Source organism: Rhodobacter sp. P2_H5 (assembly GCF_056403335.1).
Map to the genome: position 1 here is coordinate 21,466 of NZ_JBFUFS010000017.1, position 26,288 is coordinate 47,753.

General features: G+C 67.3%; 19 protein-coding genes. 9 read left to right on the top strand and 10 right to left on the bottom strand.

What is annotated here, in order from left to right; translation table 11 throughout:
- The first annotated feature begins 3 nt into the window (after window positions 1–3).
- The 3 genes from AC1DVR_RS18675 (at window position 4) to AC1DVR_RS18685 (ending at window position 4,717) form a co-directional block, all read left to right on the top strand.
- Window positions 4–2,742 (top strand): hypothetical protein, encoded by a 2,739-nt coding sequence (locus AC1DVR_RS18675; protein ID WP_478002116.1) that lies wholly within the window; start codon window positions 4–6, stop codon window positions 2,740–2,742.
- Window positions 2,739–3,875: an alginate lyase family protein gene (locus tag AC1DVR_RS18680; RefSeq protein ID WP_478002117.1), complete on the top strand. Its 1,137-nt coding sequence runs from the start codon at window positions 2,739–2,741 to the stop codon at window positions 3,873–3,875. Before AC1DVR_RS18675 ends, AC1DVR_RS18680 begins: the two co-directional genes overlap by 4 nt.
- 110 nt (window positions 3,876–3,985) lie before the next feature.
- Entirely contained in the window at window positions 3,986–4,717 is a 732-nt protein-coding gene (locus AC1DVR_RS18685; protein ID WP_478002118.1) for a Crp/Fnr family transcriptional regulator, read from the top strand.
- An 8-nt stretch (window positions 4,718–4,725) separates the two neighbouring features.
- Here AC1DVR_RS18685 and AC1DVR_RS18690 read toward each other — a convergent pair whose 3' ends face one another.
- Window positions 4,726–7,107 (bottom strand): M10 family metallopeptidase C-terminal domain-containing protein, encoded by a 2,382-nt coding sequence (locus AC1DVR_RS18690; protein ID WP_478002119.1) that lies wholly within the window; start codon window positions 7,105–7,107, stop codon window positions 4,726–4,728.
- Between the two features lie 214 nt (window positions 7,108–7,321).
- On the bottom strand, window positions 7,322–8,212 hold the full coding sequence (locus AC1DVR_RS18695; protein WP_478002120.1) for a LysR substrate-binding domain-containing protein: 891 nt from the start codon (window positions 8,210–8,212) through the stop codon (window positions 7,322–7,324).
- Between the two features lie 151 nt (window positions 8,213–8,363).
- Here AC1DVR_RS18695 and AC1DVR_RS18700 point away from each other — a divergent pair, with 151 nt between their 5' ends.
- Window positions 8,364–10,049, top strand: coding sequence for a GMC family oxidoreductase (locus AC1DVR_RS18700; RefSeq protein WP_478002121.1), 1,686 nt, complete (start codon window positions 8,364–8,366; stop codon window positions 10,047–10,049).
- A gap of 22 nt (window positions 10,050–10,071) precedes the next feature.
- A complete protein-coding gene (locus AC1DVR_RS18705; protein WP_478002122.1) occupies window positions 10,072–12,570 on the top strand; it encodes a CoA transferase in 2,499 nt (832 codons plus the stop codon).
- Between the two features lie 38 nt (window positions 12,571–12,608).
- Here AC1DVR_RS18705 and AC1DVR_RS18710 read toward each other — a convergent pair whose 3' ends face one another.
- The gene (locus tag AC1DVR_RS18710) at window positions 12,609–13,523 is read right to left on the bottom strand and encodes a LysR family transcriptional regulator (protein ID WP_478002123.1); all 915 of its coding nucleotides are present in this window, start codon (window positions 13,521–13,523) and stop codon (window positions 12,609–12,611) included.
- Between the two features lie 133 nt (window positions 13,524–13,656).
- Here AC1DVR_RS18710 and AC1DVR_RS18715 point away from each other — a divergent pair, with 133 nt between their 5' ends.
- The 3 genes from AC1DVR_RS18715 (at window position 13,657) to AC1DVR_RS18725 (ending at window position 15,353) form a co-directional block, all read left to right on the top strand.
- Entirely contained in the window at window positions 13,657–14,205 is a 549-nt protein-coding gene (locus AC1DVR_RS18715) for a carboxymuconolactone decarboxylase family protein (protein WP_478002124.1), read from the top strand.
- Between the two features lie 63 nt (window positions 14,206–14,268).
- On the top strand, window positions 14,269–14,733 hold the full coding sequence (locus AC1DVR_RS18720; protein WP_478002125.1) for a nuclear transport factor 2 family protein: 465 nt from the start codon (window positions 14,269–14,271) through the stop codon (window positions 14,731–14,733).
- 2 nt (window positions 14,734–14,735) lie between these two features.
- Complete coding sequence (locus tag AC1DVR_RS18725) at window positions 14,736–15,353, top strand: pyridoxamine 5'-phosphate oxidase family protein (RefSeq protein ID WP_478002126.1); 618 nt, start codon at window positions 14,736–14,738, stop codon at window positions 15,351–15,353.
- On the opposite strand, the gene AC1DVR_RS18730 is transcribed toward AC1DVR_RS18725, so the two are convergent.
- Genes AC1DVR_RS18730 through AC1DVR_RS18750 form a run of 5 tightly spaced genes read right to left on the bottom strand, consistent with a single transcriptional unit; the run spans window position 15,350 to window position 22,314 of the window.
- Window positions 15,350–17,989, bottom strand: coding sequence for an AAA family ATPase (locus tag AC1DVR_RS18730; RefSeq protein ID WP_478002127.1), 2,640 nt, complete (start codon window positions 17,987–17,989; stop codon window positions 15,350–15,352). The two genes, AC1DVR_RS18725 and AC1DVR_RS18730, sit on opposite strands and share 4 nt — an antisense overlap.
- On the bottom strand, window positions 17,986–19,110 hold the full coding sequence (locus AC1DVR_RS18735; RefSeq protein ID WP_478002128.1) for a metallophosphoesterase family protein: 1,125 nt from the start codon (window positions 19,108–19,110) through the stop codon (window positions 17,986–17,988). Before AC1DVR_RS18735 ends, AC1DVR_RS18730 begins: the two co-directional genes overlap by 4 nt.
- A 41-nt stretch (window positions 19,111–19,151) precedes the next feature.
- Entirely contained in the window at window positions 19,152–19,589 is a 438-nt protein-coding gene (gene cueR, locus AC1DVR_RS18740) for a Cu(I)-responsive transcriptional regulator (protein ID WP_478002129.1), read from the bottom strand.
- The gene (locus AC1DVR_RS18745) at window positions 19,586–22,078 is read right to left on the bottom strand and encodes a heavy metal translocating P-type ATPase (protein ID WP_478002130.1); all 2,493 of its coding nucleotides are present in this window, start codon (window positions 22,076–22,078) and stop codon (window positions 19,586–19,588) included. The genes cueR and AC1DVR_RS18745 overlap by 4 nt, the downstream gene beginning before the upstream one ends.
- Before the next feature lie 44 nt (window positions 22,079–22,122).
- The gene (locus AC1DVR_RS18750; protein WP_478002131.1) at window positions 22,123–22,314 is read right to left on the bottom strand and encodes a heavy-metal-associated domain-containing protein; all 192 of its coding nucleotides are present in this window, start codon (window positions 22,312–22,314) and stop codon (window positions 22,123–22,125) included.
- 391 nt (window positions 22,315–22,705) lie between these two features.
- Between AC1DVR_RS18750 and AC1DVR_RS18755 the strand changes: the two genes are divergently transcribed.
- Window positions 22,706–23,818 carry a TRAP transporter substrate-binding protein gene (locus AC1DVR_RS18755; RefSeq protein ID WP_478002132.1) on the top strand — a complete coding sequence of 371 codons (1,113 nt, stop codon included), beginning with the start codon at window positions 22,706–22,708 and terminating at the stop codon, window positions 23,816–23,818.
- A gap of 104 nt (window positions 23,819–23,922) precedes the next feature.
- On the opposite strand, the gene AC1DVR_RS18760 is transcribed toward AC1DVR_RS18755, so the two are convergent.
- The gene (locus tag AC1DVR_RS18760; protein WP_478002133.1) at window positions 23,923–25,674 is read right to left on the bottom strand and encodes a TRAP transporter large permease; all 1,752 of its coding nucleotides are present in this window, start codon (window positions 25,672–25,674) and stop codon (window positions 23,923–23,925) included.
- Entirely contained in the window at window positions 25,671–26,255 is a 585-nt protein-coding gene (locus tag AC1DVR_RS18765) for a TRAP transporter small permease subunit (protein ID WP_478002134.1), read from the bottom strand. The genes AC1DVR_RS18760 and AC1DVR_RS18765 overlap by 4 nt, the downstream gene beginning before the upstream one ends.
- Between the last annotated feature and the right edge of the window lie 33 nt (window positions 26,256–26,288).

A 26,288-nucleotide genomic window follows, 5' to 3' on the forward strand; every position in this document is an offset into this window, starting at 1 on the left:
GCCATGACCTTTTTCAGACCGGCCTCTGTCGCCCTGCTGCTGTTCGCGGCAACCAGCGGCCATGCCGAAACCACGCAGACCCTGACGCTCGACTTCGCGCCGCCCGACATGGCGGTCCAGCCGATCTGTCAGGCCCGCGCCCCCGATGCCGAGCTGATCGCCACCTGGGGCGGCTGGGATGGCAAGACCCTGCCCGACCGGCCGACCAGCCTGATCGCCCGCGATCTGCGCCGTCTGGCCGAGATGGACGCCGTGCGCTGGGACCCGACCATCCAGAAGATGATCCTCGCGATGGCCAAGGCCTCGCCCAAGTTCACCGCGGATGACGTGCTGCTGGCCCAGATCGGCCAGATGATCGCCACCGGCCAGCTCAAGGCACTGACCCAGGCCGGTCTGGTGCAAAAGCTGCTGGACCGCGGCGAGGCGAACTCGCCCCGGATGCAGTTCGAGCTTTCGGGCCTGTTGACCGAAGGCACGGGCATCGCCAAGGACCCCGCCAAGGGGACCGAGCTTCTGATCGCCGCGGGCTATGGCGGCAACCCGGACGCACTGCTGGCGCTGTCGCAGCTGAGCGTCACGGGCCAGGCCCCGGCGGACTGGGACATCAGTCCCGATCTGGCCGTGACCATGGCCTTTGGCGCGCTGGTCGGCCAGATGGACCCCCTGATCTGCGACCGCATCGCCCGCATCGCCCGGGAATACACCTCGGGCAAGGTGGTGACGGTCGATGATGCGCTGGCCCTGCGCTGGTACCGCTTTGCCGCCGATCTGGGCGACCCGATCTCGGCTTGGCGCGTGGTGGAATACCAGCTGCGCTCGGAACTGGTGGCCAAGGACAACGGCGTCCTTCTGACCTATCTGAAGAAGGCGTCCGATGCCGGGCTGCCCTATGCGATGGTCACGCTGGGCCGCCTGCTGGAGGTCGGCGCGCTGATCCCACATGACAACGAGGCCGCAAAGGCGCTGTACGAGAAGGCCGCCAAATTGGGCGACCGCACGGCGCTGGTCCGGCTCTCCGGTTCGCTGGAACGCCAGATGGAGGCCGACCCCTCGCTGCGCGCCACTTATCAGGACACGCTGCAGAGGCTGACCGCCCTGCCGGATGCGCCCGGATGGGCTTTTGCCAAACGCGCCGCGATGATCCTGGAGGAACAGGGTCGCTGGAAGGGCGAGGCCGAGGCCCTGCCCCTCTGGCAAGAGGCCGCCAAGCGCGACGACCCGGGCGCGCTGCGCGTTCTGGCCGAACGCGATCTGGGACGGGCCCATACCGACGTGGCCTTTTATGCGGCGGTGGACCCCCTGATCCAGATGGTCTCGAACCTGGGCGAGGTGGCGCCCGCGACCGATGTGAAGGAGGCCTTCCTGTGCAAGGCGCCCCATGCGCCGCAAGTGCGCGACGTGGCCTACTGGGCGGGGGTTGAAACCTCGATCGGCTCGACCTCGGTCGATGTCACCCCGGCCATGCTGGCCGACCTGAAGGCGAAGCGCGACCCGCTGGCGATGGCCGCCCTGCAGACGCAGGCGCTTCTGGGCCGGTCCAAGCCCCTGGCCAACATGCTGGCTTTGCTGAAAGACACCGACGCGGCGCCTTCGGCCCAGCAATTCTGGACGACATTCGCCACCGGCTTCTCGGAGGTGACAACTGCCTCGGCCGACCTCGCCCTAGAACGGGCGCAGACGCCCGCCCAAAGGGCACAGGCGCTGGCACTTTATGCCAAGGCCATCGCCCAGGGCGACAAGACCGCCGCCCTGAAGCTGGCGTCCGCCCTGCTGGAGAACCCGAGCCTCGCCAACCGGACCAAGGCGCTGGATCTTCTGGTGCCCCTGGCCAAGGCCGGTCGGGGTCAGGCCATGACCCTGTTGCAGATCGCCGACCCGGTGCGCTACCCCGACGCGAAGGCGGTCTACACCGAATTTGCCGCAGCGATCGCGGCGGGCGGTGATTTCAGCGCGCTCATGCTGGCCATGCCTTTCCTGACCGACCCGGCCGAGCGCGAGCTTTACCGCGCCCATGCGATCGAAGTGATGGGCTGCGCCTTCCCCGAGGCGATTGCCTTTGCCGGCGTCTCCACCGGACCCGACCAGGCGGACGAGGCCCGGCGCTGGCTTGCCGTCGCCACCGATCTGGCCGGGCAGGACCCGTGGCAGATGGTGGTGCTTGGCGACGCGCAACGCGCCGCCCTGGGCGCCGAAGGCTTGCCCACCGCCGTCGCCCTTTACGAAAAGTCCAGCGATCTGGGCAACAAGACCGCGGTGCAACGCCTGGTGAAGCTTTATGGTATAAGGGGCGAGCCGGGCTATGACGCGGCCCGCGCGGCCAAGCTGTACGGCGCGCTGATCGCCCTGTCCGATCCCGCGACGATCCCGCAGCTTCTGGCCGAACTGACCCGCCGCGACCCGGCTCTTGCCGTCACGGTCAGCACCAGCCTCGACCTCGACGCGATGTACCAAAAGGCCGCCGAGGCCGGAAACCCCGCCGGCATGCGCGAATACGCCCGCCGTCTGCGCGAAGTGGCGCAGAAACCGGAGGAACTTGCCACGGCCACCGACTGGCTGATCCGCGCCTCCGAGGCGGGTGACGCCAAGGCGATGGTCATGCTGTCGCAGGCCTATGCCCTGGGCGTGGGCATTCCGCCCTCGCTTGATCTTGCCCACAGCTGGCTGCAGCGCGCCGCCGATGCCGGAGACCCGACCGCCCTGGATCTGGTCAATCTGCTGCACGCCCAAGGAGAATCGAATTGATCTTGTCCCTGAAACATGCCCGCCCCTGGATGACAGCCCTTCTTGTCGCCCCGCTTCTGTCTCCGATGATGACCCTGCCCGCCCCGGCCGAGACACAGAGCCCGACCAAGGCGCAAACGCCGGACAAGACCCCGGATCAGGCGAAGGAAGAGCCCAAGCCCTTCGTCTGCCCGCCGCTGGCCGATCCTGTGGTTCAGCTTGACTATGGCAGCCGCTACAAAAGCAAGGACAAGAGCCGCTCCGCCTTTGACAAGACCAGCAATGCCGAGGTGAACAAGCAGCTCAAACCGGTCGACAGCTTTGTCAACGACATGATCACGGCGGCCAATGCCGCGCTGACCGCTTCGGCATCGGAAACTGGCGCGCCAGAGGCCAAGATCGCCACGGATTGCGTGGTGGCGGGTCTGGCCGCCTGGGCCAAGGCCGGGGCGCTGGGGGACATGGGCACGCCCAACGCCAGCCTTTCGGTGCCCTCGCGGGTGGCCGGTCTGGGCTATGCCTGGGCCGAGGTGAAACCGCTCGTCGCCAAAAGCGCCGAGACCGACCAGATCGAGGCCTGGCTCTCGGGACTGGCCACCGCCAGCATGGCCTTCTTTGACACCGACGCGCCGGGCAATTCGGCCAAGAACAACCTGCGCGCCTGGGCCGCCCTTGCGGTGGCGCGGGTCGGGGTGACCTTGCAGGACAAGACGATGACCGATTGGGCCGATGCCAGCGTGCAACTGGTGGCCTGCCAGGCCAAACCCGACGGCAGCCTGCCCTTGGAGATGGCCCGCAAGGATCTGGCGCTGCATTACCAGCTGCACGCCGTCACCGCCCTCGTCTCGGCGGCGGCGCTTCTGCAGACCGATGGCCATGCCCTCTTCGCGGCCTGCGACGGAAGTCTGCACCGCAGCGTCCGCTTCGTCCTCGACGCCTTTGCCAACCCCGACCTCACGACAGAGCTTTCCGGGGTCAAGCAAAGCTATTTTGATGGTTCGGACAAATTGCAGGGCTTTGAACTGGCCTGGGCCCCGGCCTATCTCGCAACTTTCTACGCGCCCGACCTCGCCGGCTTTGTCGCGCCCTTTGGCGACCTGGCCAATTCCAAACTGGGCGGCCAGCAATCGCTTCTCTGGGGCGGAACGCAATGAGCCCTCTTGGCGTTAGAGCTGCAGAGGCGGGGCCTTCCGCGCAGCTCCTCTTCCGCGACAGCGTGTCGGATGTCTCCTCTGCGCTCCACCCCGTGGGAAAGCTTGATCCCTTGCGAGACAATCCCCTTGCCCGAAAACTGGCGACCTTCACCAGTCTTCCGGCTGGCGATTTGCAGACGCTTTCGGATTGGCACGGCCTGCGGCGCAAGTTCTCCGCCAGCCGCAGCATGATCCACCACGGCGAAACCGCGCAATCCGCCTTCATCCTCGCCAAGGGCTGGGCCTGTTCCTACAAGATCCTGCGCAACGGCGGGCGCCAGATCTTCGACTTCAAGATCCCCGGCGATTTCATGGGCCTGCGCTCCATGCTGTTTCGCAGTTCCGACCATTGCGTCGAACCGATCACCGCGATCGAGGCTTCGCAATTCCTGCAAGGCGACATGATCGCGACCTTCAGCAAATCTCCCGGCCTCGCGGCCGCGATGCTGTGGGCCGCCGCACGGGACGAGGCGATCGTGGTCGAACACATGGTCGGCATGGGGCGGCGCAACGCGATGGAACGCACCGCGCATTGCCTGCTGGAGCTTGGCGCCCGGCTGCGGCTGGTCGGGTTGTCCGATACCGATGGCTATGATTGCCCGCTGTCGCAATACCTTCTGGCCGATGCCCTGGGCCTGAGCGCGGTTCACGTCAACCGCGTGCTGCGCGACCTGCGCGAGCAGGGGCTTTTGACCTTTCAGCACGGCAGGGTCAGCTTCGACAACCTCAAGGGGCTGGTCGACATGGCCGGCTTTGACACCGCCTATCTCGATCACGACGGCGCCACGCAGCCGCCGCCGTGATCCGCGCCTCACAGCAGAAGATCGCTGGCGGCGGGGCCTTGGCTGCCGAAGTTGATCGCCAGATCGGCCAGCCCGTCGCCGTTCACGTCGCCGTAAAGCATGCCTCCCGCCAGCCAAAGCACCCCGGCGCCGCCCGGCCCGGCCTTCAGGACAAAGTCCTGGTTCCCCGCAAGCAGCGTGTTGGCGTCGATGGCGCTGAGGTCGATGCGGTCCTGGCCAGAGTGGAAATCCCGCACCAGATCGGGCGCCGCCGCGGTGCTGTCCGCGACCGCGACAAAGACGAAGACATCCGCCCCGTCCCCGCCTTTCAGCTTGTCGCGCCCCGCTCCGCCGTCGATCACGTCATCTCCCGCCCCGGCAAAGAGCGAATCCGCCCCTTCGCCGCCTGAGAGATGGTCGTTGCCATTGCCGCCGTGCATCATGTCATCGCCGCCGAGACCCGACAGGATATTGGCCGCGCGGTTGCCATGGATCCGGTCCGCGAGGCCCGAGCCCGTGCCATTGATCGCGCTGGCGCCGGTCAGGATCAGCTGCTCCACATCCTCCGACATGGTGAAATCGACCGCGGCGTTCACGATGTCCCATCCCGCAAGACCATGCACGATGGTGCCGGCCACCGTCACGTCAAAGACATCATCGCCACCGGTTCCGGCCAGCGCCGGCGCCGGTGATGGCGTTGGCGTTGCGCCCTGCGCATAGGTGCCCGCACCGCCAAACACCCCCGCCACGGCCGAGGTCGCAAGGAAGGCCATGTCCGACACCCGCAAGGCGCCGTCGTCGAACAGCAGCCATTCGACCTGGTTCAGGATATCGCCGTAGTGGTTGGCAACGGTGTCGGTGACATGCACGCCATCCGCATCGGTGGAGATCTTGAAATTCGCCCGTACCCCGCTGTAGCTGGCGATATCCACCCCGGCGCCGCCGAAGAGCAGGTTGTGCCCGTCGCCTCCGGTCAGAAGGTCATTGCCGGCGCCTCCGGTCAGCGTGTCATTGCCGCCCATGCCCGACAGCCAGCTGCCATTGTCATAGCCGTGGACATCGTCCGAAAGCCGCGTCCCCACCACATGGCCGAACTTGGTGATATTGGTGCTGGCATCGGTCGCCGTGCCGTAATGCGAGCTTTCGGTGTTCACGAACACCGACATGCCGATGATGTCGGAGGCCACATCCCGGATCGAGGCATCGACCATCACCACATTGTCATGGTCGCGCCCGCCGTGAAAGTTGATGTCGCGGTCGGTCTGCAGCACATGGACGAAATTCCCCGCCGCCGAGGTCCAGGAGGCGAAGACCACCGAATGGCGCATGTCCTCATCGGTGAGGTTGGTGAAGCGGCTGTTGTAGACATCGCGGATCTGGATGGCATAACCATTGCCGCTGTCGCCCTTGTTGTGCGATCCGGTCATCGTCATGTGATCGACTGAGGCCCCGATGCTCGCCGCGACATTCACCCCCAGCGAGGGCACATCGCGCGAGGTGATATCGAACAGATTCAGCCCCGCCGTGCCCTTGACCTCGATCACCGCATTGCGGTCATAGTTCGACATCGTGTTGGAAAAGTTCGACGGATCCGCCTTGTTCAGCCCGTAGCTGACGGTGAAGCCGCCGACCGAGACCCGCTCGGCCATCGAAATCTCGCTGACCGTGGTTTCGCCCGGCACGAAGTCGAAATGCACGCCCGAGGCGAGGGTGATCTTGTTGCCATTGACCGAGGCGACCTGGGCAATCGAGGTGCGCAGGGCCACATCGGTGTTGCGCCACTCGGTATCGCCGATGGAATCATAGAAGGCCGTGGTGCTGGCGCGCGAAAGGTAGACGAAATCCCCTGCCACAAAGCTGTGCGACCCGGTCAGGGTGATTTCGGTGCTGCCGGTGGCCACATCGGCGGCCAGTTTGTAACTGCCCGACGTGTTGCCCTGCCCGATCTTGAAGGCCTCGGCGCCAAGGCCGGGGGCCACGTCGATGACGGTCTTGTCGGACCCCGCCCCCACCACGCTGATATCATCCCGCGCGACAAGGATGGTGCGGTCAAAGCTGAAATGCCCGGCGGCAAGATGGATCGTGCTGCCCGCCGCAGCGCCGTTGATCAGGCTTTGCAGCGCCGCCGCACTGGTGCCCGCCGCCACGGTGATCTGGTCGCCCATTGCCGGCGCGGCCGGAATGGCGCTGGGGGCCGCCAGTGTGGCCACAACCGGCGTGGCGCTGACGATCGACGCGGCAGGAGCTGCGAGGCCGGACAGAACCGGGGCCACAAGGCTTGATCCAGCGACAGGAACCGCAGTCACGCTATCCTGCATCAGCAAATGATGCGGTGCGGGTGCTATGGTCTGAGGAGAAGCGACATCATGCGTCCAGGTCGCATAGACAGACAGAGCCGAAAGATCGGTCATGGTACGCCTCTTGGATGGGGTGGAAGCAGCCGCCAGTGAGGTCATGCCCAGCAGAGTGCGGGGATTTCCTTTGGCTCGTGAGGGCATGTCGCACGACAAACACGCCGCTTGAATGGCGGAATTGAGGCGAACTTTGCCTTATTGACTCATCTCAGGGTTGGCCTGGCCATGATCATTCGGCGGGCCCTTGCGCGCTACACTGGCCCTTGCCGCCTCAACCCTGTGCCGCCGTCAGAATCCCGCCCAGCAGCACCCCGATGTCCGAGGCCAGAAAGGCCGGCCTTGCCACCAGATGATACCCGCGCGCCGAGGTCAGCGGCGCGGCGTCCAGCGCCACCAGCAGGCCATTGGCGATCATGTCGTCAATCACCCCGAGCCAGCCCAGAGAGATGCCCTGCCCCATCAGGGTCTGGTGCAGCGCGATGCCATGATTGGTCACCTGCACCCCAGGATCAAGGCGCTGCACCTCCGGCGCGCGGGCGCGCTGCCAGTCGCCCCAGCCGAACCAGCGCTGATCGGCGGAATCGAGGTGGATCAGCGGACCGCGCTCCAGCATCTCGCGACGCGACCAACCCTGCATCCGGGCGGCCACGGCAGGGGAAGCCACCGGCACCACCGCTTCGGGGATCAAGGCCAGGCTTTCAAACCCCGGCCAATGGCCATCGCCGAACAGGATCGCGCAATCCACCGCCTCCAGCTGCATGTCGCGGTCACGCTCGGCTGTGGTCACGCGCACCGGCAGGTCGGGGGCGAGGTCGCGCAGCCGGGCCAGGCGCGGCATCAGCCAGAACATCGCGATCCCCGGATAGGTCACCAGCGTCAGCCCCGCCGGACCCGCAGCCCGGCGGATCCGCTGGGTCGCCCGGGCCAGATCCTCGAAGGCCGCGGCGACGCTGCGGTGATAGGCCAGCGCCAGATCGGTCGGAATGGCCTGCGCGCCCCTGCGTTCAAAAAGCGCCAGACCCAGATCCTGCTCCAGCGCCTGAATCTGATGACTGATCGCCGGCTGGCCCACGTTCAACTCCGCCGCCGCCCGGGTGAAACTGCCAAGCCGGATGCAGGCATCAAAGGCGCGCAGCGCTTTCAGGGGCGGCAGATCATGCATGACGGGGCCTCGTCCACGGAGGGGAGCTGCGCCCTTCTTCATCGAAATAATTGATGAGTCAATGAAACTTTCCGGCCTTTTCAGCGGGCCGGAATTGCTGTCTCTCTGATCCATCCATGGACCCGCCGGCCGCAAGGAGCCTGAACCTCTCATGCCCCCATCAGCACCCTCGCCCGCCTTCGACTTTATCATCATCGGCGCCGGGTCCGCGGGCTGCCTTCTGGCCAACCGCCTCAGCGCCGACCCCGCCAATCGGGTTCTGCTCTTGGAGGCCGGGACGCGCGACACCTACCCCTGGATCCACATTCCGGTCGGCTATCTCTACTGCATCGGCAATCCGCGCACCGACTGGCTTTATCAGACCGAGCCTGAAGCTGGCCTGAACGGCCGCACCCTGCGCTATCCACGCGGCAAGACGCTGGGCGGCTGCTCCTCGATCAACGGCATGATCTACATGCGCGGTCAGGCGCGCGATTATGACGGCTGGGCACAGGCGACGGGCGATGAGGGCTGGACCTGGGACAATGTCCTTCCCGACTTCAAGGCGCATGAGGATCATTACCGGATGGATGGCGGGGCAGAGCCGGAACCCGCCCCCGGCGCCAACGCAAGGTTTTCCGACCTGCATGGCCACGGCGGCGAATGGCGCATCGAAAAGCAGCGCCTGCGTTGGGATATCCTTGATGACTTTGCCCGCGCGGCCGAGGCCACTGGCATCAAGCCAAGCCGCGACTTCAACACCGGTGACAACGAGGGCGTCGGTTATTTCGATGTGAATCAACGCTCTGGCTGGCGATGGAACACCTCCAAAGCCTTCCTGCGCCCCGCCAAGCACCGCCGCAACCTGACAATCTGGACCGAGGCGCAGGCCGAGAAGCTGCTGTTCGCGACCGATCCGCAAGGCGCGCGGCGGTGCAGCGGTGTGACCTTGCGCCGCAAGGGCCAGAAGGTCAGTGTGACCGCGACGCGCGAGGTGATCCTGTCGGCCGGCGCCATTGGCTCGCCGCAGATCCTGCAACTGTCGGGGATAGGCCCCGCAGCCTTGCTGAAAAACCTTGGGATCGCGGTGGAACAAGATCTGCCCGGCGTGGGCGAGAACCTGCAGGACCATCTGCAAATCCGCGCCGTCTTCAAGCTGAAGGGGGCCAGGACGCTCAACACTCTGGCCAACTCCCTGAGCGGCAAGGCGCGCATCGGGCTGGAATATGCCCTGTTCCGCAGCGGCCCGATGAGCATGTCACCCAGCCAGCTGGGCGCTTTCACAAGGTCGGACCCCAGCCGGCCCCATGCCAATCTGCAATACCATGTCCAGCCCTTGAGCCTTGATGCCTTTGGCGACCCGCTGCACGGCTTTCCCGCCTTCACCGCCAGCGTCTGCAACCTCAATCCCACCAGCCGGGGCCATGTCCGCATCCGCTCGCCCCATGCCAGCGAGGCCCCCGCCATCGCCCCCAACTACCTTGCGACCGAAGAAGACCGCCTGATCGCCGCCCAAAGCATCCGGCAGATCCGCCAGATCGTCGCCCAGAAGGCCCTCGCCCCCTATCAGCCTGAGGAATGGAAGCCCGGCATCCAGTTCCAGACCGATGCCGAGCTGGCCAAGCTGGCCGGCGACATTGCCAGCACGATCTTCCACCCGACCGGCACGACGAAAATGGGCCGGGCCGAGGACCCGATGGCCGTGGTCGACAGCCGCCTGCGCCTACGCGGCATCGCCGGGCTGCGCGTGGTCGATGCCGGCGTCATGCCCAACATCACCAGCGGCAACACCAATGCGCCGACCCTGATGATCGCCGAAAAGGCCGCGCGGCTGATCCTTGAAGACGCCCGCCTCTAACCCCAAAGCAGAGATGATTACGATGGACCGCTCAACCCTCCCCCTTTCCGGCGTCACGGTCGTGGATTTCGGCCAGTATATCGCGGGCCCCGCCGTCGCGATGATCCTCGGCGATCTGGGGGCCACCGTGGTCCATATCGACCCGCCCGGCGGGCCGCGCTGGGACAATCCGGCCAATGCCGTCCTGATGCGCAACAAGCTTTGCGTGACGCTGGACCTGAAAACCGCCGAGGGCCTCGCCCAGGCCAAGGCTCTGATCGCCAGCGCCGATATCCTCGTCGAGAATTTCCGCCCCGGCGTCATGGCCCGCCTCGGCCTCGACCCCGCCGAATTGCGCAAGGACAGGCCCGACCTCATCACCGTCTCAATCCCCGGTTTCGCCTCGGAGGATACGCTCCGCCGCGACTGGCGCGCTTTTGAGGGCGTGATTGCTGCGGCTTCGGGCGTCTATACCGACATGGGGCTGAACCGGGTGCTGATGGGCAAAAGCCCGTGCTATTCGCCCCTGCCCCTCGCCTCGGCCTATGGCACGATGCTGGCGGCCTCTGCTGCCGTTCTGGCCCTGCAGGCGCGCGAGGCCAGCGGTCTGGGTGACCAGATCGAGGTGCCCCTGGCCAGCGCGGTGCTGGAAGGCCTCAGCTACAACTCCCTCCTGATCGAGGATTACCCCCTGCGCTACCAGACCCAGCGCGAACGCGAGATCGAGCGCCGCCGCGCCGAGGGCCTGCCGATGAACGTCAGCTACGACGCCTTGCAGGAGTTCCTCGACCCCTTCTACCGCAGCTATCTCTGCCGCGACGGGCGGATGTTCTACGTCGTCTGCCCGAGCCACCGCCACCACGCCAAACGCTGCCTGCAAACCCTTGGCATCTATGACGAACTGATCGCCCAAGGCCTGCGCGAAGAGCCGGACACCTATCTGCCGGCGGCGGAATGGTCCTCGGATGTCTCGCTCGGCGTCTATCCCCTGCCCAAGGCCTGGGCCGACCGGATCGGCGACCGCATGAAGGCGGTCTTCTTGACCCGCACCGCCAAGGAGTGGGAGCGGATCTTCGGCAAAGGCCGCTTCCCCGGCGCCCCGCAAAGATGGCTGTCAGAGTGGATCAGCGACGACCATGCCGCCGTCACCGGCCTGATGATCGAGGTCGAAGATCCGGTTTACGGCCCGATGATCCAGCCCGGCCCGATGGCCTGGCTGGCGGAAACCGGTGCTGCCATGCTGACCCCCGCCCCACGCTGCGAGGTGACCGGGGCCGAGGCTCTGACGGCCTTGCGCGCCATCCACACCCCGCGCGTCCCTGCCGACGCCCAACCCGGCAAGGGCTGGCTGGAAGGCCTGCGCGTCCTCGACCTCTGCAACGTCATCGCCGGGCCGCATTCGGCTGCCTACCTCGCCCGCTTTGGGGCAGAGGTCATCAAGCTTGACCCCGCCACGCCGCTGTTTGACTGCTGGAACACGGTGATCTTCGGCATGACCCATATGCGGGGCAAACGGTCGATCCTGGCCGATATCACGCCGGGCGACGGGCGGGCGCTGTTCGAGGCCTTGGTGAAATCGGTCGATGTGGTGGTCTGGAATGCGACCGACCGGCAGGTCACCGCGATGGGGCTGGATGCCGAGGCGCTGGCCGCGCTGAACCCGGATGCGATCTTCTGCCAGCTCGATTGCTTTGGCGGGGTGCGGACCGGGCCGCGCACCGATTATCTTGGCTATGACGATCTCGTGCAGGCCGCCACCGGCATCATGCTGCGTTTCGGCGGGTCGATGCAGACGCCCGAGGAACATGCCCATGTCGGCACGATCGACGTGATGTGCGGCTTTGGCGCGGCGCTTGGGATCGGCGCGGCGCTGTTCCAGAAGGCGCGCACCGGCAAGGTGGGACGCCCGCGCACCTCGCTTTCGGCGCTCAGCGGCCTGGCGCAGATCCCCTTCTGTCACGACTATATCGGGCGCAGGCCGTTTGACGAGGCCTCCGGCCCCGAGGCGATGGGAAGCGATGCGCTCACCCATCTCTACAAGACCGCCGACGCCTGGATCATGCTGGCCACAACCACCGCCGATCTGCCGCGGCTGGCGGGATTGCCGGGTCTCGCCACCCTGCCCGCGCTGGATGAGGCCGGCAGGCTGGCCCTCCTGACCCGAACCTTCGCCACCGCCCCCGCCGCCGCATGGCTGGCCGCGTTGCAAGGCGTCGATGTCGGCGCGGCGCCCTGTGGCAGCCTTGGCGCCATCCGGTCCGCCACGACGCGCCCTGCCGATGGCTTGCCGGGGCTTGGCGCCGACAGCTACGCCTTCTCGCGCTTTGCTGACCATCCGAGCGGTCGCGGCGTCACCCTGGCCGACCCCTGCGCCGTGCGTCCAACACGGGGCCGCGTCTTCGCCCTGCCCTCGGCGGAGAAATACGGCGCCTCGACCCGGACGGTCCTGCAGGGGCTGGGCTACGCGGCGGCGGAGATCGACCGGATGCTGGCCCAGGGCACGATCAGCGAAAGCTGGAGCCGGGAGTATCTGCCCAGCTGAGCCAGCCCTGCTAGGCCAAACCCGGCAGGCCGGCCCCGTCAGGCCAACCCGGCGGATGCGGCGGCCAGCCGGGCGCGCAGCCTTGGCCCGGCGAAATCGACAAAGGCGCGCAGCTTTTGCGGCAGGGCGCCCTGCGCGTCGAAGACCAGGTTGACCGGCAGGGCCTCGGGCTCGAAGTCCTGCAGCAGCACCTCCAGCAACCCGGCCTGATGCGCGGCGGCGATCTGATAGGACAGGACCCGCGTCACCCCGAGCCCCGCCGCCGCCGCATCTATCGCGGCCTCGGCGGTGTTGACCACCAGCCGCGAGCGGACCTGCACCGTGCTGTCCGCCCCCGGTGCGGAAAAGCTCCAGCGGTCAAACTTGCCGAAGCTGCCGAAGGTGATGCAGCGGTGCGCGGACAGATCCTGCGGCAGCACGGGCCGCCCCATCGCCGCAAGGTAGGCCGGGCTCGCGCAGGTCACCAGCCGCACCGCCCCGACCCGCGCCGCCATCAGGCTGCTGTCGGGCAGCGTCCCGATGCGGACCGCGAGATCGACATGATCGTCATGCAGGTGCAAAAACCGGTCGGCCAGCATCAACCGCAGGTCAACCTCGGGATAGGCGGCCAGAAACTCCGTCACCACGGGCAGCACATGCAGCCGTCCAAAGACCACCGGCGCCGTCACCGTCAGTTCGCCCCGCGCCACGCTGAAGGCGCCGGAGGCCGCAAGCTCGGCCTCGGCCACCGCATCCAGAATGCGCCGACAGGCCGCGACATAGGATTGCCCCGCCTCGGTCAGACTGGCGCTGCGGTTGGAGCGCACCACCAGCCGCGCGCCCAGATGGCGCTCCAGATCCGCCACCTTGCGGCTGACCGTGGTCAGCGGCACGCCCAAGCTGCGCCCGGCTGCCGAAAACGAGCCTTCCTCGACCACCTTCAGCAAAACCGCCATCGCGTCAAACCGGTCCATCCCCGCCCCTTTCGCGCCAGACTTCCGAAATATGGAAAGCCAAGCACCGATATTGCCCAATATCCATATAAAATGAAAGGGCCTATCTCGGTGACACAGCGCCACAGTGGCCTGACAGCAGATGGAGAACGACATGACCCGCATCGCCACCCCCGCCTCGATCGCCGAAGCCCCCGCCGCCTCGCAACCCGCACTGGAGGCCGTGAACAAGCAACTCGGCATCGTGCCGAACCTGTTCCGCGTCGTGGCCAACAGCCCGGCCGCCCTCGAAGGCTATCTTGCCCTCTCGGGCGCTCTGGGCAAGGGCAGCCTCGCCGCCGCCACCCGTGAGCGCATCGCCCTGGCCGTGGGGGAGATCAACGGCTGCAACTACTGCCTGTCGGCGCACAGCTACATCGGCAAGAACATGGCCAAGCTGGATGACGCGGAAATCCTGGCCAACCGCCGGGGCCACTCGACCGACGCCGTGGCCGATGCGGCCGTGAGCTTTGCCGTCGCCGTGACCAAGGCGCGCGGCCATGTCAGCGATGCCGATGTCGCAGCCGTCAAGGCCGCCGGCTACACCGATGCGCAAGTGGTCGAGATCGTCCTGCATGTCGCGCTGAACACGCTGACCAACTACGTCAACGAAGTGGCGCAGACCGTCATCGACTTCCCGGTCGCCTCGGCGCTCGCCGCCTGATCGCCACCCCTCCCGGCGCTGCCCACCCCGGGCAGCGCCATCTCTCAACACCACGGAGCCAACATGTCACGTCCGCCCCTGCCGCCCTTTTCGATCGAGACCGCCGCCCAGAAGGCCCGCATGGCCGAGGATGCCTGGAACTCCCGCGATCCGGCCCGCGTGTCGCTGGCCTATACGCCCGACAGCCAATGGCGCAACCGGGCCGAATTCCTGACCGGGCGGGCCGAGATTGCCGCCTTCCTGACCCGCAAATGGGTGCGCGAGAAGGAGTACCGCCTGATCAAGGAGGTCTGGGCCTTTGACGGCGCCCGGATCGCCGTGCGCTTTGCCTATGAATGGCACGACGCCGCGGGCCAGTGGTTCCGCAGCTATGGCAACGAGAACTGGCAGTTCGACGGCGAAGGTCTGATGTCGCAGCGCCATGCCTCGATCAACGATCTGGCGATTGCCGAAAGCGACCGCAAATTTCACTGGCCCTTGGGCCCAAGGCCGGGCGACCACCCGGGCCTTTCCGAACTGGGATTGTAATCATGGACACGCTCAAACCTGCCCCCTCCGACACGGCCTTTTCCCCTGCGGTCAAGGCGATCCAAAGCCGCAAGGGTTCGCGCGCGGCCTATGCCCGGCAAGAGGCGGCGGGCGGCTGGGCGGACCACATCACCCCCGACCTCAAAGCCTTTGTCGAGGCGCAGACCAGCGTGTTTCTGGCCACCGCCTCGGCCTCGGGTCAGCCCTATATCCAGCACCGCGGCGGCCCGGAGGGGTTCTTGCGCGTGCTGGATGACCGCACCATCGCCTTCGTCGATTATGCCGGCAACCGGCAGTACATCACCCAGGGCAATCTGGCCGAGAATGACCAGGCCTATCTCTTCCTGATCGACTATGCTCACCGCCGCCGGATCAAGATCTGGGGCCGCGCCCGCGTGGTCGAAGGCGATGACGCCCTTCAGGCGCAGCTGATGCCGGAAGGCTACCGTGCCCGGCCCGAACAGGTGATCCTGTTCGAGGTGACGACCTGGGACGCCAATTGCCCGCAGCACATCCCGCAACGCTTCGAGGCGGCCGATGTGGCCGCAGCCTTGCAGGCCAAGGAGGACCGCATCGCGGAACTTGAGGCCGAAGTGGCGGCCCTGAAAGCCCGCGCCTAAAGGCTTTCGAAGGCCACCCGCGCCCGCGCGCCGCCCAAGGATTCAAAGGCGCGCTGGCGACAGGTCAGGACCAGTATCTGTTGGTCGCGCGCCACCCGGTGCAGGGCGGTGAACATCGCCTCGATCCGGTCATCGTCGCTGTGGACCAAAGCATCGTCCAGGATGACCGGCACCGGACGCCCGCCCTGGGCGAACAGGCGGGCAAAGGCCAGCCTTGTCAGGATCGCCACCTGTTCGCGCGTGCCCCCCGAGAGGATGTCCAGCCCCTCCTCCTGCCCGTTGCGCATCAGCGCGGCCGGGAGCAGGCTCTGGTCGTCGATCCTGAGCTGCGCGCCGGGGTGAAGGATCGCCAGCAGCGGCTCCAGCTCGCGCAGGACGGGGCCGAAATAGGCGTCGCGCGCCGCCCGCCGCGCGCCTTCCAGCGCCTGGCGCAGGCGGTCCAGCGCCTGAACCTCCGCCGCATAGCGCGCGGCGCGGGCTTCGGCGGCGGCAAGCTTGCCGGTCGCCTCGTCCAGCGCCTCCTCGATCCCCAGATCCGCCAGCGCCCCGATCGAGCCGTTGAGGGCGGCCAGTTCGCGTTGCAGGGTCTCGCGCCCGGCGCGGGCCTGCGCCTCGGCCGAGGCGGCACGGGCGAGGCCGGCCTTGGCCGTCTCCAGATCGGGCGCTGCGGCGACGAGGGCTGCAACGGCTGCGGAAGCTTCGGCCTGCCGTGCCTCGGCGGGGGCAAGGGCCGCGGTCGTGGTGGCAAGGCTGGCGGCCAGTGCCGCCGCATCGCCGGCCTCGTTCCGCGCGTCGGTCAGCGCGCGGTCCGACGAGGCGAGATCCGCCTGATCCGCCGCCAGCCGCTGGCCCGACGCCACCGCAAGCTTGTGGGCCGCCTCTGCCATGACGCGCGCCTCGCCTGCCGCCGCCTCGTCGCGGGAGAGAAGGTCGCTCAGGCCCGCCTCATCCAGCGTTTCAGTCGGGGCCTCCGGGGCAACGCCGGCTTCCGCCGTGGCCAGCGCCAGCGCCTGGTGCAGCGCATCGGTGCCCTGCGGCGCCAGGCTGGTCAGCACCGCCTGCGCGGTGCGGATCACCTCGTCCAGACGCTGCGCCTCGGCCAGCTTGCCGCGGGCTTCAGCCAGATCCACGGCATCGCAAACGGTGAGCTTTTGCGCCAGCGCCGCATCCAGCGCCGCCAGATCCACTTCCGGTCGGCCCGAGGTCTCGCCGGGGTTCAGGCGCAAGCTGCCGATGCCGGGCAGATCGAAACGCGTTTCGGCGGTGACAAGATGGGGGCCTTCGCCCACCTCCGCGCCGTCGCGCGTGACGCGCAAGGCGCCGCTGTAAACCAGAGTGACCGAAGCCGATTGCGCCGCGATCCTTGAGGCCAGCTGGTCGCGTTTGATCTGGTCGGCCTCGGCCTCGGCCACAGCGCGGGCGTTGGCCAGGATCAGCGCGCGGGCGGCCTTGGCGCGGTCGAGCGTCGTGCGCTGGGTTTCGGCCTTCGCGATCCTTTCCGCCAGATCCGCCGCGCGCAGGCGAGCGGCCGCAGCGGCGCGGGCCTTCTGCGCGGCGCCCAGACGCTGGCGCAGGCCCCGGGCCGCCGCCTCCGCCTCGGTCAGGGCCTTGGTGGCGGCGGCATCCTCGGCGCGGCGGGCCTGGGCGGTGGCCTCGGCCTCACCCGCGCGGCGGGCGGCTTCGGTGCGGGTGGCGAGGGCGGTCCGGACGCGAGAGGACAGGCCCGTCAGGCGGGCGATGTCATCCTGCAGGCTTTTCAGTTCCAGCCCGGCCACGGCCAGCCCCTGCCGGGCCGCGGTGATCCTGCCGGCATGGGCCTCGGCCGCCTCCAGGGCACGGCGGGCCGCGGTCAGGGCGTTTTGGCGGACGGCCTCGGCCTCGGGATCGCTCAACCGCTGCAATTCACGCGTGGCCGTGGCGCGGCGCGCCAGTTCGGCGGACAGATGCCGCGCCTTGGCGGCGAGGTCATCGCGCAGCAGGGTCAGCCTTTGCGCCTCGTCCACCGCGCGTTTCCATTCGCCTTCGGCCTTGGGCTTCAGCCCGCTCGTCGCGAGCTTCGCCAGTTCCTGCCCGACGCGCGCCAGAACGGCATCCATCCGCCGCCCGCCGGTCATCAGCTCGATCTCGCCCGCGACCGAGGACAGAAGATCGCGCCGCGCCGTCAGCCCCTTTTCGCGCTCCTGCTTGTCCAGCGTGCTGGTGCCCTCGGGTTCCAGCCCCAGAACCCCCTGCCGCACCCACAAAAGCCCGGTGGGCCCGGCAAGCCCCTGGCCCAGCAAGCGGTCGATCCAGGCCTCGGCCTCGTCCTCCTGCGCGATCAATTTACCTGTCGCATCAAAGACCTGCGCCGCAGGGCGCGACAGCCAGCGCTTGCGAAGGCGAAAGCGGCCCTCGGGCAGGTCAACCTCGACCTCGACCTCGGGTCCACCGCCGGCATGGGGTTGCAGCGCCTTGACGGCAGATTTCGTGCTGCGGTGGCGTTCGAAGAACAGGGCGTGGAGCGCGTCAAAGAAGGTGGATTTGCCAAATTCGTTCGGCTCGGACAGGACGGTCACGCCGTCGCCGATCTGGTCGATGCGGGCACGTTGCCCGGCAAAGCGGCGCACGTTGGACAGGGTGATGGCGCGGATCTTCATGCCTGCACCTCTTGCGCGAGCGCGAAAAGCCGGGCCAGCGCCGTGGCGGCCACGGCGCGCGCCGCGGTGGTCAGGGCGGGGTCGTCGCTTTCGGCGCGCAGCGCCTCGGCTGCCTGCCGCAGGGCGCCGCCCTTGTCGATCAGGTCCAGATCCTCGGGGCGGATTTCGGCGGCAAGGGCGGTCAGATCCGCCTCGAACCAGCCGAAGTCGGGGGCGGCGGCGTCCAGATCGGCCTGCAGCCGGGCGAGGTCGGCCAGCGCCAGACGCCCGCGCGCCGCGATCCGCAGCATCAGATCGCGCCGCCCCGCCGCAGCGGGCAAGGCGGCGGTCAGCATGAGGCCGGCATCGTCGCCGGGCAGCAGGTCGATCTCGGGGCAAAGCCAGCCGAAGGCGCCGGTCGGCACCCGGGTCACCTCGGGCGCGGCGCCCGGCGCGGTCAGCGTGACCATCAGGGCCGAGGCGCGGCCCGCGTGTTTGAAACTGTCGCCCTCCGGCGTGCCGGAATACCAAGTGGCCGGCCCGATCGACAGGCAGCCGTGCCAGTCGCCAAGCGCGAGGTAATCCAGCCCCGAAAGCCGCGCCCGATCGGGCGGGATGATCCCCGGCGCGCCCTCTTCGCCCGAGAAATCCGTCACGGCGCCATGGCCTAGACCCAAACGCAAAGCGCCGTCGGGGGTGGCGACCGACATCGCCTCGGTCAGATCGCGGCCCGGGCGGCGCTGGGTGCAGGGCGCGGGCAGAAGCCAGAGGCCGGGCGCAGCCTCGAAGGCCTGCGGCTCGGTCACGGCCCGCAGGTTGGCCGGGGCCTCGGCCGCGATGCGAAGCCAAAGCTCCGAGGCGGCAAGGCTGTCGTGGTTGCCCGGGATCATGACCCAGGTGATGTCCGAGGCTTCCGCCATCGCGCGCAGGGCGTGGCGCAGCGTCTCCGGGCCGGGGGTTTCGGCGTCAAAGGTATCGCCGGCCAGCAGGACCAGATTGCTGCCCCCGTCCCGCGCCGCCGCAGCCAGCCGCCCTATCGCGCCATGCCGCGCCTCGCGCAGGCGGTTGCGGATCGCCTCGGGGAAGCCGCCGAAGGCCTTGCCCAGATGCAGGTCGGAGGAATGCAGAAATCTGTACGCCACAAAATGTCCCATCCAGTAGCCGCAGCGCGCATGCGCCGCGCCTAAAGACCAAAGCCCGCGGCGGGCGCTTTGGCAAGCGGCGGCGCATCCTCCGGCGCGCCAAGCGAGGTCAGGATCGGGCAATCGGGCCGCCCGTCGCCGTGGCAATTGTGCGAGAGGTGTTCCAGCGTCGAGACCATCTCCTGCAAGGCGCGCATCTTGGCCTGCAGGTCGGCGATATGGTCGGTGGCGATGCGTTTGACATCGGCGCTGGCCCGGCTGCGGTCGCGCCAGAGCTGCAACAGCCCCTCGATCTGCTTGACCGAAAAGCCAAGGTCGCGGGCGCGGCGGATGAAGCGCAGGGTCTGGATGTCGTTCTCGCCATAGACCCGGTAGCCGGCCTCGGTCCGCTTGGCGGCGACGATCAGGCCGGTCTCCTCGTAATAGCGGATCATCTTGGCGGAGATGCCCGTGGCCGCCGAGGCTTCACCGATGTTCATGCCGCACCTCCTGTCATCGCGGGGGAAAAGCGCCGCAGCCTCAGTGCGTTGGTCAGCACGAAGACCGAGGACATGGCCATGGCCCCCGCCGCCAGCATCGGCGACAAGAGCGTGCCGGTGAAGGGCCAGAGCACGCCCGCCGCCACCGGGATCAGCGCGACGTTGTAGGCAAAGGCCCAGAACAGGTTCTGCGCGATGTTGCGCATCGTGGCGCGGCTGATGCCGAAGGCCTTGGCCACGCCAGTCAGATCGCCGCCCATCAGCACCACATCCGCGGTTTCAATCGCCACATCGGTGCCGGTGCCGACGGCGAGGCCGACATCGGCCTCGGCCAGCGCCGGGGCGTCGTTGATGCCGTCGCCGACAAAGGCCACCTTGCGGCCGTCCTTGCGCAGGGCTTTCAGCGCGGCAACCTTGCCCTCGGGCAGGACCTCGGCCACCACCTCGTCGATGCCAAGCTCGGCCGCGATGGCCTCGGCCGTGCGGCGGTTGTCGCCGGTGATCATCGCGACCTTGAGGCCGAGGTGGTGGAGGGCGGCAATCGCGGCGGGGGTCGTCGGTTTGATCGGGTCGGCCACGGCGATCAGCGCCACCAGCCTGCCGTCGATGGCGGCATAAAGCGGGCTGCGGGCCTTGGCGGCAAGGCTTGCCGCCTTGGGCGCGAGGGACGAGACCTCGGCCCCGATCTGCGCCATGAAGCGGTCGGCCCCGATCTCGACCCTGCGGCCCGCCACCACGGCGCGGATGCCAAGGCCGGGGATGGCGGTGAACTCGCTTGCGGGGACGAGCGTCAACCCCTCGGCCTTGGCGGCAGCCACGATGGCCGCGGCGACCGGGTGTTCGGAGCCGGCCTCGGCTGCGGCGATCAGCGCCAGAACTTCGGCGCGGGTCTCGCCCTCGGTCAGGATCAGGTCGGTCAGCACCGGGCGCCCCTCGGTCAGGGTGCCGGTCTTGTCCAGCGCCACCACGGTGATCGAGGTCAGGCTCTGCAAGGCCTCGCCGTTACGGAAGAGAACGCCCAGTTCCGCCGCCCGGCCGGTCCCCACCATGATCGAGGTCGGCGTGGCCAGCCCCATCGCACAGGGGCAGGCGATGATCAGCACCGCCACCGCATTGACCAAGGCCAAGGACAGCGCGGGCTGCGGCCCCCAGATCATCCAGACCGCAAAGGTCAGCGCCGCCGCCGCCATCACGGCGGGGACGAACCAGGCGGTCACCCGGTCCACCAGCCCCTGGATCGGCAGCTTGGCACCCTGCGCCGCCTCGACCATGCGGATGATCCGCGACAGCATCATGTCGGCGCCGACCTTCTCGGCGCGGTAGGTGAAGGCCCCGCTCTGGTTGATCGTGCCCCCGGTCACCGCCGCGCCCGCCGCCTTCAAGACCGGCACCGGCTCGCCCGAGATCATCGCCTCGTCGACGTAGGAGCTGCCCTCGACCACCGCGCCATCCACCGGGATGCGGTCGCCGGGGCGGATGCGGATCATGTCGCCGGGCCGCACGGCCTCCAGCGCCACCTCGACCACCTCACCGCCGCGCAGCACATGGGCGGATTTGGCCTGCAGGCCCACCAGCCGGCTGATCGCCTGCGACGTGCGGCCCTTGGCCCGCGCCTCAAGATAGCGGCCCATCAGGATCAGGGTCACGATGACCGAGGAGGATTCGAAATAGACGTTCACCGCGCCCTGCGGCAGGAGGCCGGGCGCAAAGGTGGCGACGACCGAATAGGCCCAGGCGGCGGTTGAACCCACCACCACCAGCGAATTCATGTCAGGCGACAGATGCCACAGCGCCGGCAGACCCTTGCGGTAGAAGCGCAGGCCGGGGCCAAACTGCACCGCCGAGGCGAGGAGGAAGGACAGGACATGCACGGTCCCGTCCCCCACGTTCATCATCAGCCACATGTGCAGCGCGGGGATCAGATGGCCGCCCATTTCCGCCACGAAGATCGGCAGGGTCAGCGCCAGGGCGATGCGGAAATCGCGGCGCAGGCGGTCCTGTTCGGCCTCCCGCGCGGCGGCGGCCGTGGCGCCGGACTCCTGCACGTCCAAAGGCTCGTAGCCGGCCTTGCGGACGGCGGCCGCGATGGCCGCACTCAGGTCCGGGGTCTTGCCCGAAACGGTGATCGTCGCCCGTTCGGTCGCAAGGTTGACCGAGGCCGCCTCGACCCCCGGCACCCCTTTCAACGCCTTTTCGACTCGCGCCACGCAAGAGGCGCAGGTCATGCCCTCGATCCCGAGGTCGAAAGTCTCGGGCGCCACATCATAGCCCGCCTTGCGGATCGCCGCGACCACGGCCTCGTGCCGGGCGGGGCCGGCATAGCGCACCTCGGCCTTTTCGGTGGCCAGGTTGACCGAGGCCGAGGCGACCCCCTCGACCTTGGCAATCGCCTTTTCCACCCGCAGCACACAGGAAGCACAGGTCATGCCCTCCACCGCGATGGATTCGGTGGGGCCGGCGGGGGAAGCGGGTGTGACGGTGTCTTTCATGGCTTTGGTCCTCTGGACTTGGCCGGAAGGGTAAGGCGGGCGCCTCAGACGGGTGAGAAGCCCGCCTCGGTGATGGCCTGTTTCACGGCGGCATCGCTGGCAGAGGTCTTGACCTGTACCTTGCGCGCCTCGATGTCGATGACAAGTTCTGCTGCCGGATCAAGCTCTTTGACCGCGGCGGTCACCCCGCGGGCGCAGCCGCCGCAGGTCATGTCGGGAATGGAAAGATCAAGCATCGGATATCCTTTCAAGTCAGACGTTGAGGGTCAGGCCACCAGGTTCAGGCGATCAGTTTCAGGCGATCTGGGTGCCCTGTGCATCAGATGGGGCTTCCCATGGTGTCAAGGTCAAGAGGCCCGCCGCATTTTTTTCCGCAACCCGGCGCCTCCGCGGTCAAGGCCAGATCCGCAGCAAATGCCTATGTTCTTGGCACATTCCGGCGCGCTCCGTGTTGATCCATGTCACACCGGGCCGCGACAGGGTGCCGAAGCCGACCCTTCGGCCTACAACCCCAAATTGCCGTGCGGTTATGCTGGACAGACTGCCCTCGTTGTGTAGTCTTTCGGCCAAGCGGGCGGGCCCGAAACGGCAAGACCCGCAAAATGTGCGACAAATGGGAGGACTACATTGGACAGACGTAAATTTCTCGGGACCGCCTCGGTAGGCGGCATCGGTGCTGCCGGCGCGGCGCTGCTGGCCACCCCGGTTGTGGCGCAATCCATGCCCAAGGTGACCTGGCGCATGACCTCTTCCTTTCCGAAATCGCTGTCGGACACGATTTTCGGCGGGGCCCTGTCGCTGTCGAAATATGTGAGCGAGGCGACCGGCGGCAATTTCGACATCCAGGTCTTCGCGGCGGGCGAGCTGGTTCCCGGCGGCGCTGCGGCGACCGATGCCGTGACCACCGGCACCGTCGAGGCGGCGCATACCGTGGCCTATTACTCCTTCGGCAAGGATCCGACCTTCGCGCTGGCCGCAGCCGTGCCCTTCTCGCTTTCGGCGCGCGGCATCAACGCCTGGCACTATTACGGCGGCGGCATCGACCTCTATAACGAGTTCATGAAGCAGCATAACATCTACGCCCTGCCCGGCGGCAACACCGGCGTGCAGATGGGCGGCTGGTTCCGCAAGGAGGTCAACACGGTCGAGGACCTCAAGGGCCTGAAGTTCCGCGTCGGCGGTTTCGCCGGCAAGGTGCTGGAACGTCTGGGCGTCGTCCCGCAACAGATCCCGGGCGGCGACATCTATCCCGCGCTGGAAAAAGGCACGATCGACGCCGCCGAGTGGGTCGGCCCGGCCGATGACGAGAAGCTCGGCTTCGTCAAGGTTGCGCCCTATTACTACTATCCCGGCTGGTGGGAAGGTGGTCCGACCGTCCACTTCTTCTTCGGTCTGGACAAGTTCAACGCCCTGCCGCCGCAGTACCAGGCGCTGTTGAAGACGGCCGCCATGGCCGCCGACGCCAACATGCTGCACGCCTATGACTGGTACAATACCTTCGCGATCAAGCGTCTGGTGGCATCGGGTGCGCAACTGCGGCCCTTCTCGAAAGAGATCATGGAAGCCTGCTTCGAGGCCGCCAACGGCGTCTATGCCGACATGGAAGCCACCAACCCGGCCTTCAAGACGATCTGGGATTCCATCAAAGCCTTCCGCAGCGAGTACTACACCTGGGCGCAGCTGGCGGAATACAACTACGACACCTTCATGATGATCCAGCAGAACGCCGGCAAGCTTTAAGCTTCCCGCACAGCGCGCCAAAGGAAAGCCCCGGCACCGCGAAGGTGCCGGGGCTTTTCGTTGCAAGGGGGGAAAGGCGGGGGGCGCGAAGCCCCCCTGTCAGGTCAGGGTGTGGTGGGCTTCGGCGCGCCCAAACCACCGCCGCCCAGGCCGCCACCCAATCCGCCGCCACCCAGACCACCGCCAAGGCCGCCACCCAGACCACCACCGCCCAGGCCACCACCAAGGCCGCCGCCCAGACCGCCACCTTCCGGCATCACGATCTTGACCTGGCTCACGTCGATCGGCGCGCCCTTGTAGCGCATGACGAGGCTCGGGAAGGCGATCACGATGCCGATCATCAGGACCTGGATCAGCACGAAGGGCACCGCCCCCCAGTAGATCTGGCCCGTCGTCACCGGCTCCATCATCTTGCCGGTCACCCGGTCCTTGTAGCGCGTCTTGGGCGCCACTGACCGCAGGTAGAACAGCGAGAAGCCGAAGGGCGGGTGCATGAAGCTGGTCTGCATGTTCACCCCGAGGATGACGCCGAACCAGATCAGGTCGATCCCGAGCTTGTCCGCCGCCGGGGCCAGCAGGGGCACCAGGATGAAGGCCAGCTCGAAGAAGTCGAGGAAGAAGGCCAGGAGGAACACCAGAAGCGAGACCGAGACCAGGAAGCCGATCTGCCCGCCCGGCAAGGAGGTCAGCAGATGCTCGACCCAGAGATGCCCGTTGACCCCGTAGAAGGTCAGCGAGAAGACCCGCGCCCCGATCAGGATGAACATGACGAACGACGACAGCCGCGTGGTCGAGGCCAGCGCCTGCCGGATCACCCCCATGTTGAGCCGCCCCTTCAAGGCCGCCAGCAACATCGAGCCGACAGCCCCCATCGCCCCGCCCTCGGTCGGCGTCGCGATGCCAAGGAAGATCGTGCCGAGCACCAGGAAGATCAGCGCCAGCGGCGGGATCAGCACGATGATCACCTCGCTGGCCAGCCGCGACATCAGGTTCAGCTTCAGGCTGCGGTCGGCGAGCGCCGCGACATAGACCAGCACCACCGCAAGCGTGAACCCGAGCACATCGGCATTCACGCCGTAGCCGGCGAAAAGCCAGACCGTGGCGAAGTAGCCGATGGCCCCGGTCAGGATCAGCGCCACCAGAAGCGAGGTCACGCCATGCCCCAGCGTGCGCGCCTCTTTCGGCAGGGCCGGGGCCCAGTTCGGCCGGATCAGGGTAACGATAAGCACATACCCCACATAAAGCCCGGTCAGGATCAGCGCCGGCACCATGGCGCCCTTGTACATGTCGCCGACCGACCGGCCCAACTGGTCGGCCAAAATGATCAGCACGAGCGAGGGCGGAATGATCTGCGCCAGCGTCCCCGAGGCCGCGATGACCCCCGAGGCCAGCCTGCGGTCATAGCCATAGCGCAGCATGATCGGCAGCGAGATCAGCCCCATCGCGATGACCGAAGCCGCAACCACCCCCGTCGTGGCGGCCAGAAGCGCGCCCACGAAGATCACCGCATAGGCCAGCCCACCGCGGATCGGCCCGAAAAGCTGGCCGATCGTTTCCAAGAGATCCTCGGCCATGCCGGAGCGTTCCAGCACGATGCCCATGAAGGTGAAGAAGGGGATGGCCAGCAGCGTCTCGTTCTGCAGGACCCCCCAGAACCGTTCCGGCAAGGCGTTCAGCAGATTCCAGTTGAGGTTGATCGCCCCGTCCGAGTTCGGCGCGAGATAGACCCCGATGATGAAGAACAAGAGCCCGTTGGCCGCCAGCGAGAAGGCGACCGGATAACCGGCGAGGAGGAAAACCACCAGGGAGGCGAACATGATTGGCGCCATGTTCTGCGCGATGAGATCCAGGATCATTTGTCCAGAAGCCCCGCCAGTTTCTCGCCCTCAAGCTCGGCCGCCTGATGGGCGGAGATGAAGGGCGTGGGGTCCTCCATGTCGCCGCGCATGATGGCGATCTTCTTGATGATCTCGGAAATGCCCTGCACCGTCAGCAGCAGGAAGCCGAGCAGCAGGAGAAGCTTGCCCGGCCACATGATCAGCCCGCCGGCATTGTTGGAATATTCGCCCGAATGGTAGGACAGCATCACATAGGGCAGAAGGTAGATGTCCATCAGGATGACGAAGGGCATCAGGAAGAACAGATGGCCCAGAAGGTCGATCCAGTGCTGCCCGCGCCGGGTCATGGTGCCGTAAACGATGTCGATCCGGATATGTTCGTTGTGCTTCAGCGTCATCGCGGCGGCCAGCAGGAAGGCCGCGCCGTAGAGATACCACTGAAGCTCCAGAAACGCGTTGGATGAGACGCTGAATACCTTGCGCACCACCGCATTGGCGGCACTGATCAAGACCGCCACCAGAATGAGCCAGCCCACCGTCTTGCCGATCCACTCCGTCGCAGTGTCGATGGCCCGTGCCAAAGACAACAAACTGCCCATAAGCAATTCCTCCCCTGTCCTGTCGCCATCTCT

Coding starts and splice junctions, on each gene's coding strand:
- AC1DVR_RS18675 (WP_478002116.1), top strand. CDS start 4: ATGACCTTTTTCAGACCGGCCTCTGTCGCCCTGCTGCTGTTCGCGGCA.
- AC1DVR_RS18690 (WP_478002119.1), bottom strand. CDS start 7,107: ATGACCGATCTTTCGGCTCTGTCTGTCTATGCGACCTGGACGCATGAT.
- AC1DVR_RS18695 (WP_478002120.1), bottom strand. CDS start 8,212: ATGCATGATCTGCCGCCCCTGAAAGCGCTGCGCGCCTTTGATGCCTGC.
- AC1DVR_RS18700 (WP_478002121.1), top strand. CDS start 8,364: ATGCCCCCATCAGCACCCTCGCCCGCCTTCGACTTTATCATCATCGGC.
- AC1DVR_RS18705 (WP_478002122.1), top strand. CDS start 10,072: ATGGACCGCTCAACCCTCCCCCTTTCCGGCGTCACGGTCGTGGATTTC.
- AC1DVR_RS18710 (WP_478002123.1), bottom strand. CDS start 13,523: ATGGACCGGTTTGACGCGATGGCGGTTTTGCTGAAGGTGGTCGAGGAA.
- AC1DVR_RS18715 (WP_478002124.1), top strand. CDS start 13,657: ATGACCCGCATCGCCACCCCCGCCTCGATCGCCGAAGCCCCCGCCGCC.
- AC1DVR_RS18720 (WP_478002125.1), top strand. CDS start 14,269: ATGTCACGTCCGCCCCTGCCGCCCTTTTCGATCGAGACCGCCGCCCAG.
- AC1DVR_RS18725 (WP_478002126.1), top strand. CDS start 14,736: ATGGACACGCTCAAACCTGCCCCCTCCGACACGGCCTTTTCCCCTGCG.
- AC1DVR_RS18730 (WP_478002127.1), bottom strand. CDS start 17,989: ATGAAGATCCGCGCCATCACCCTGTCCAACGTGCGCCGCTTTGCCGGG.
- cueR (WP_478002129.1), bottom strand. CDS start 19,589: ATGAACATCGGTGAAGCCTCGGCGGCCACGGGCATCTCCGCCAAGATG.
- AC1DVR_RS18745 (WP_478002130.1), bottom strand. CDS start 22,078: ATGAAAGACACCGTCACACCCGCTTCCCCCGCCGGCCCCACCGAATCC.
- AC1DVR_RS18750 (WP_478002131.1), bottom strand. CDS start 22,314: ATGCTTGATCTTTCCATTCCCGACATGACCTGCGGCGGCTGCGCCCGC.
- AC1DVR_RS18760 (WP_478002133.1), bottom strand. CDS start 25,674: ATGATCCTGGATCTCATCGCGCAGAACATGGCGCCAATCATGTTCGCC.
- AC1DVR_RS18765 (WP_478002134.1), bottom strand. CDS start 26,255: ATGGGCAGTTTGTTGTCTTTGGCACGGGCCATCGACACTGCGACGGAG.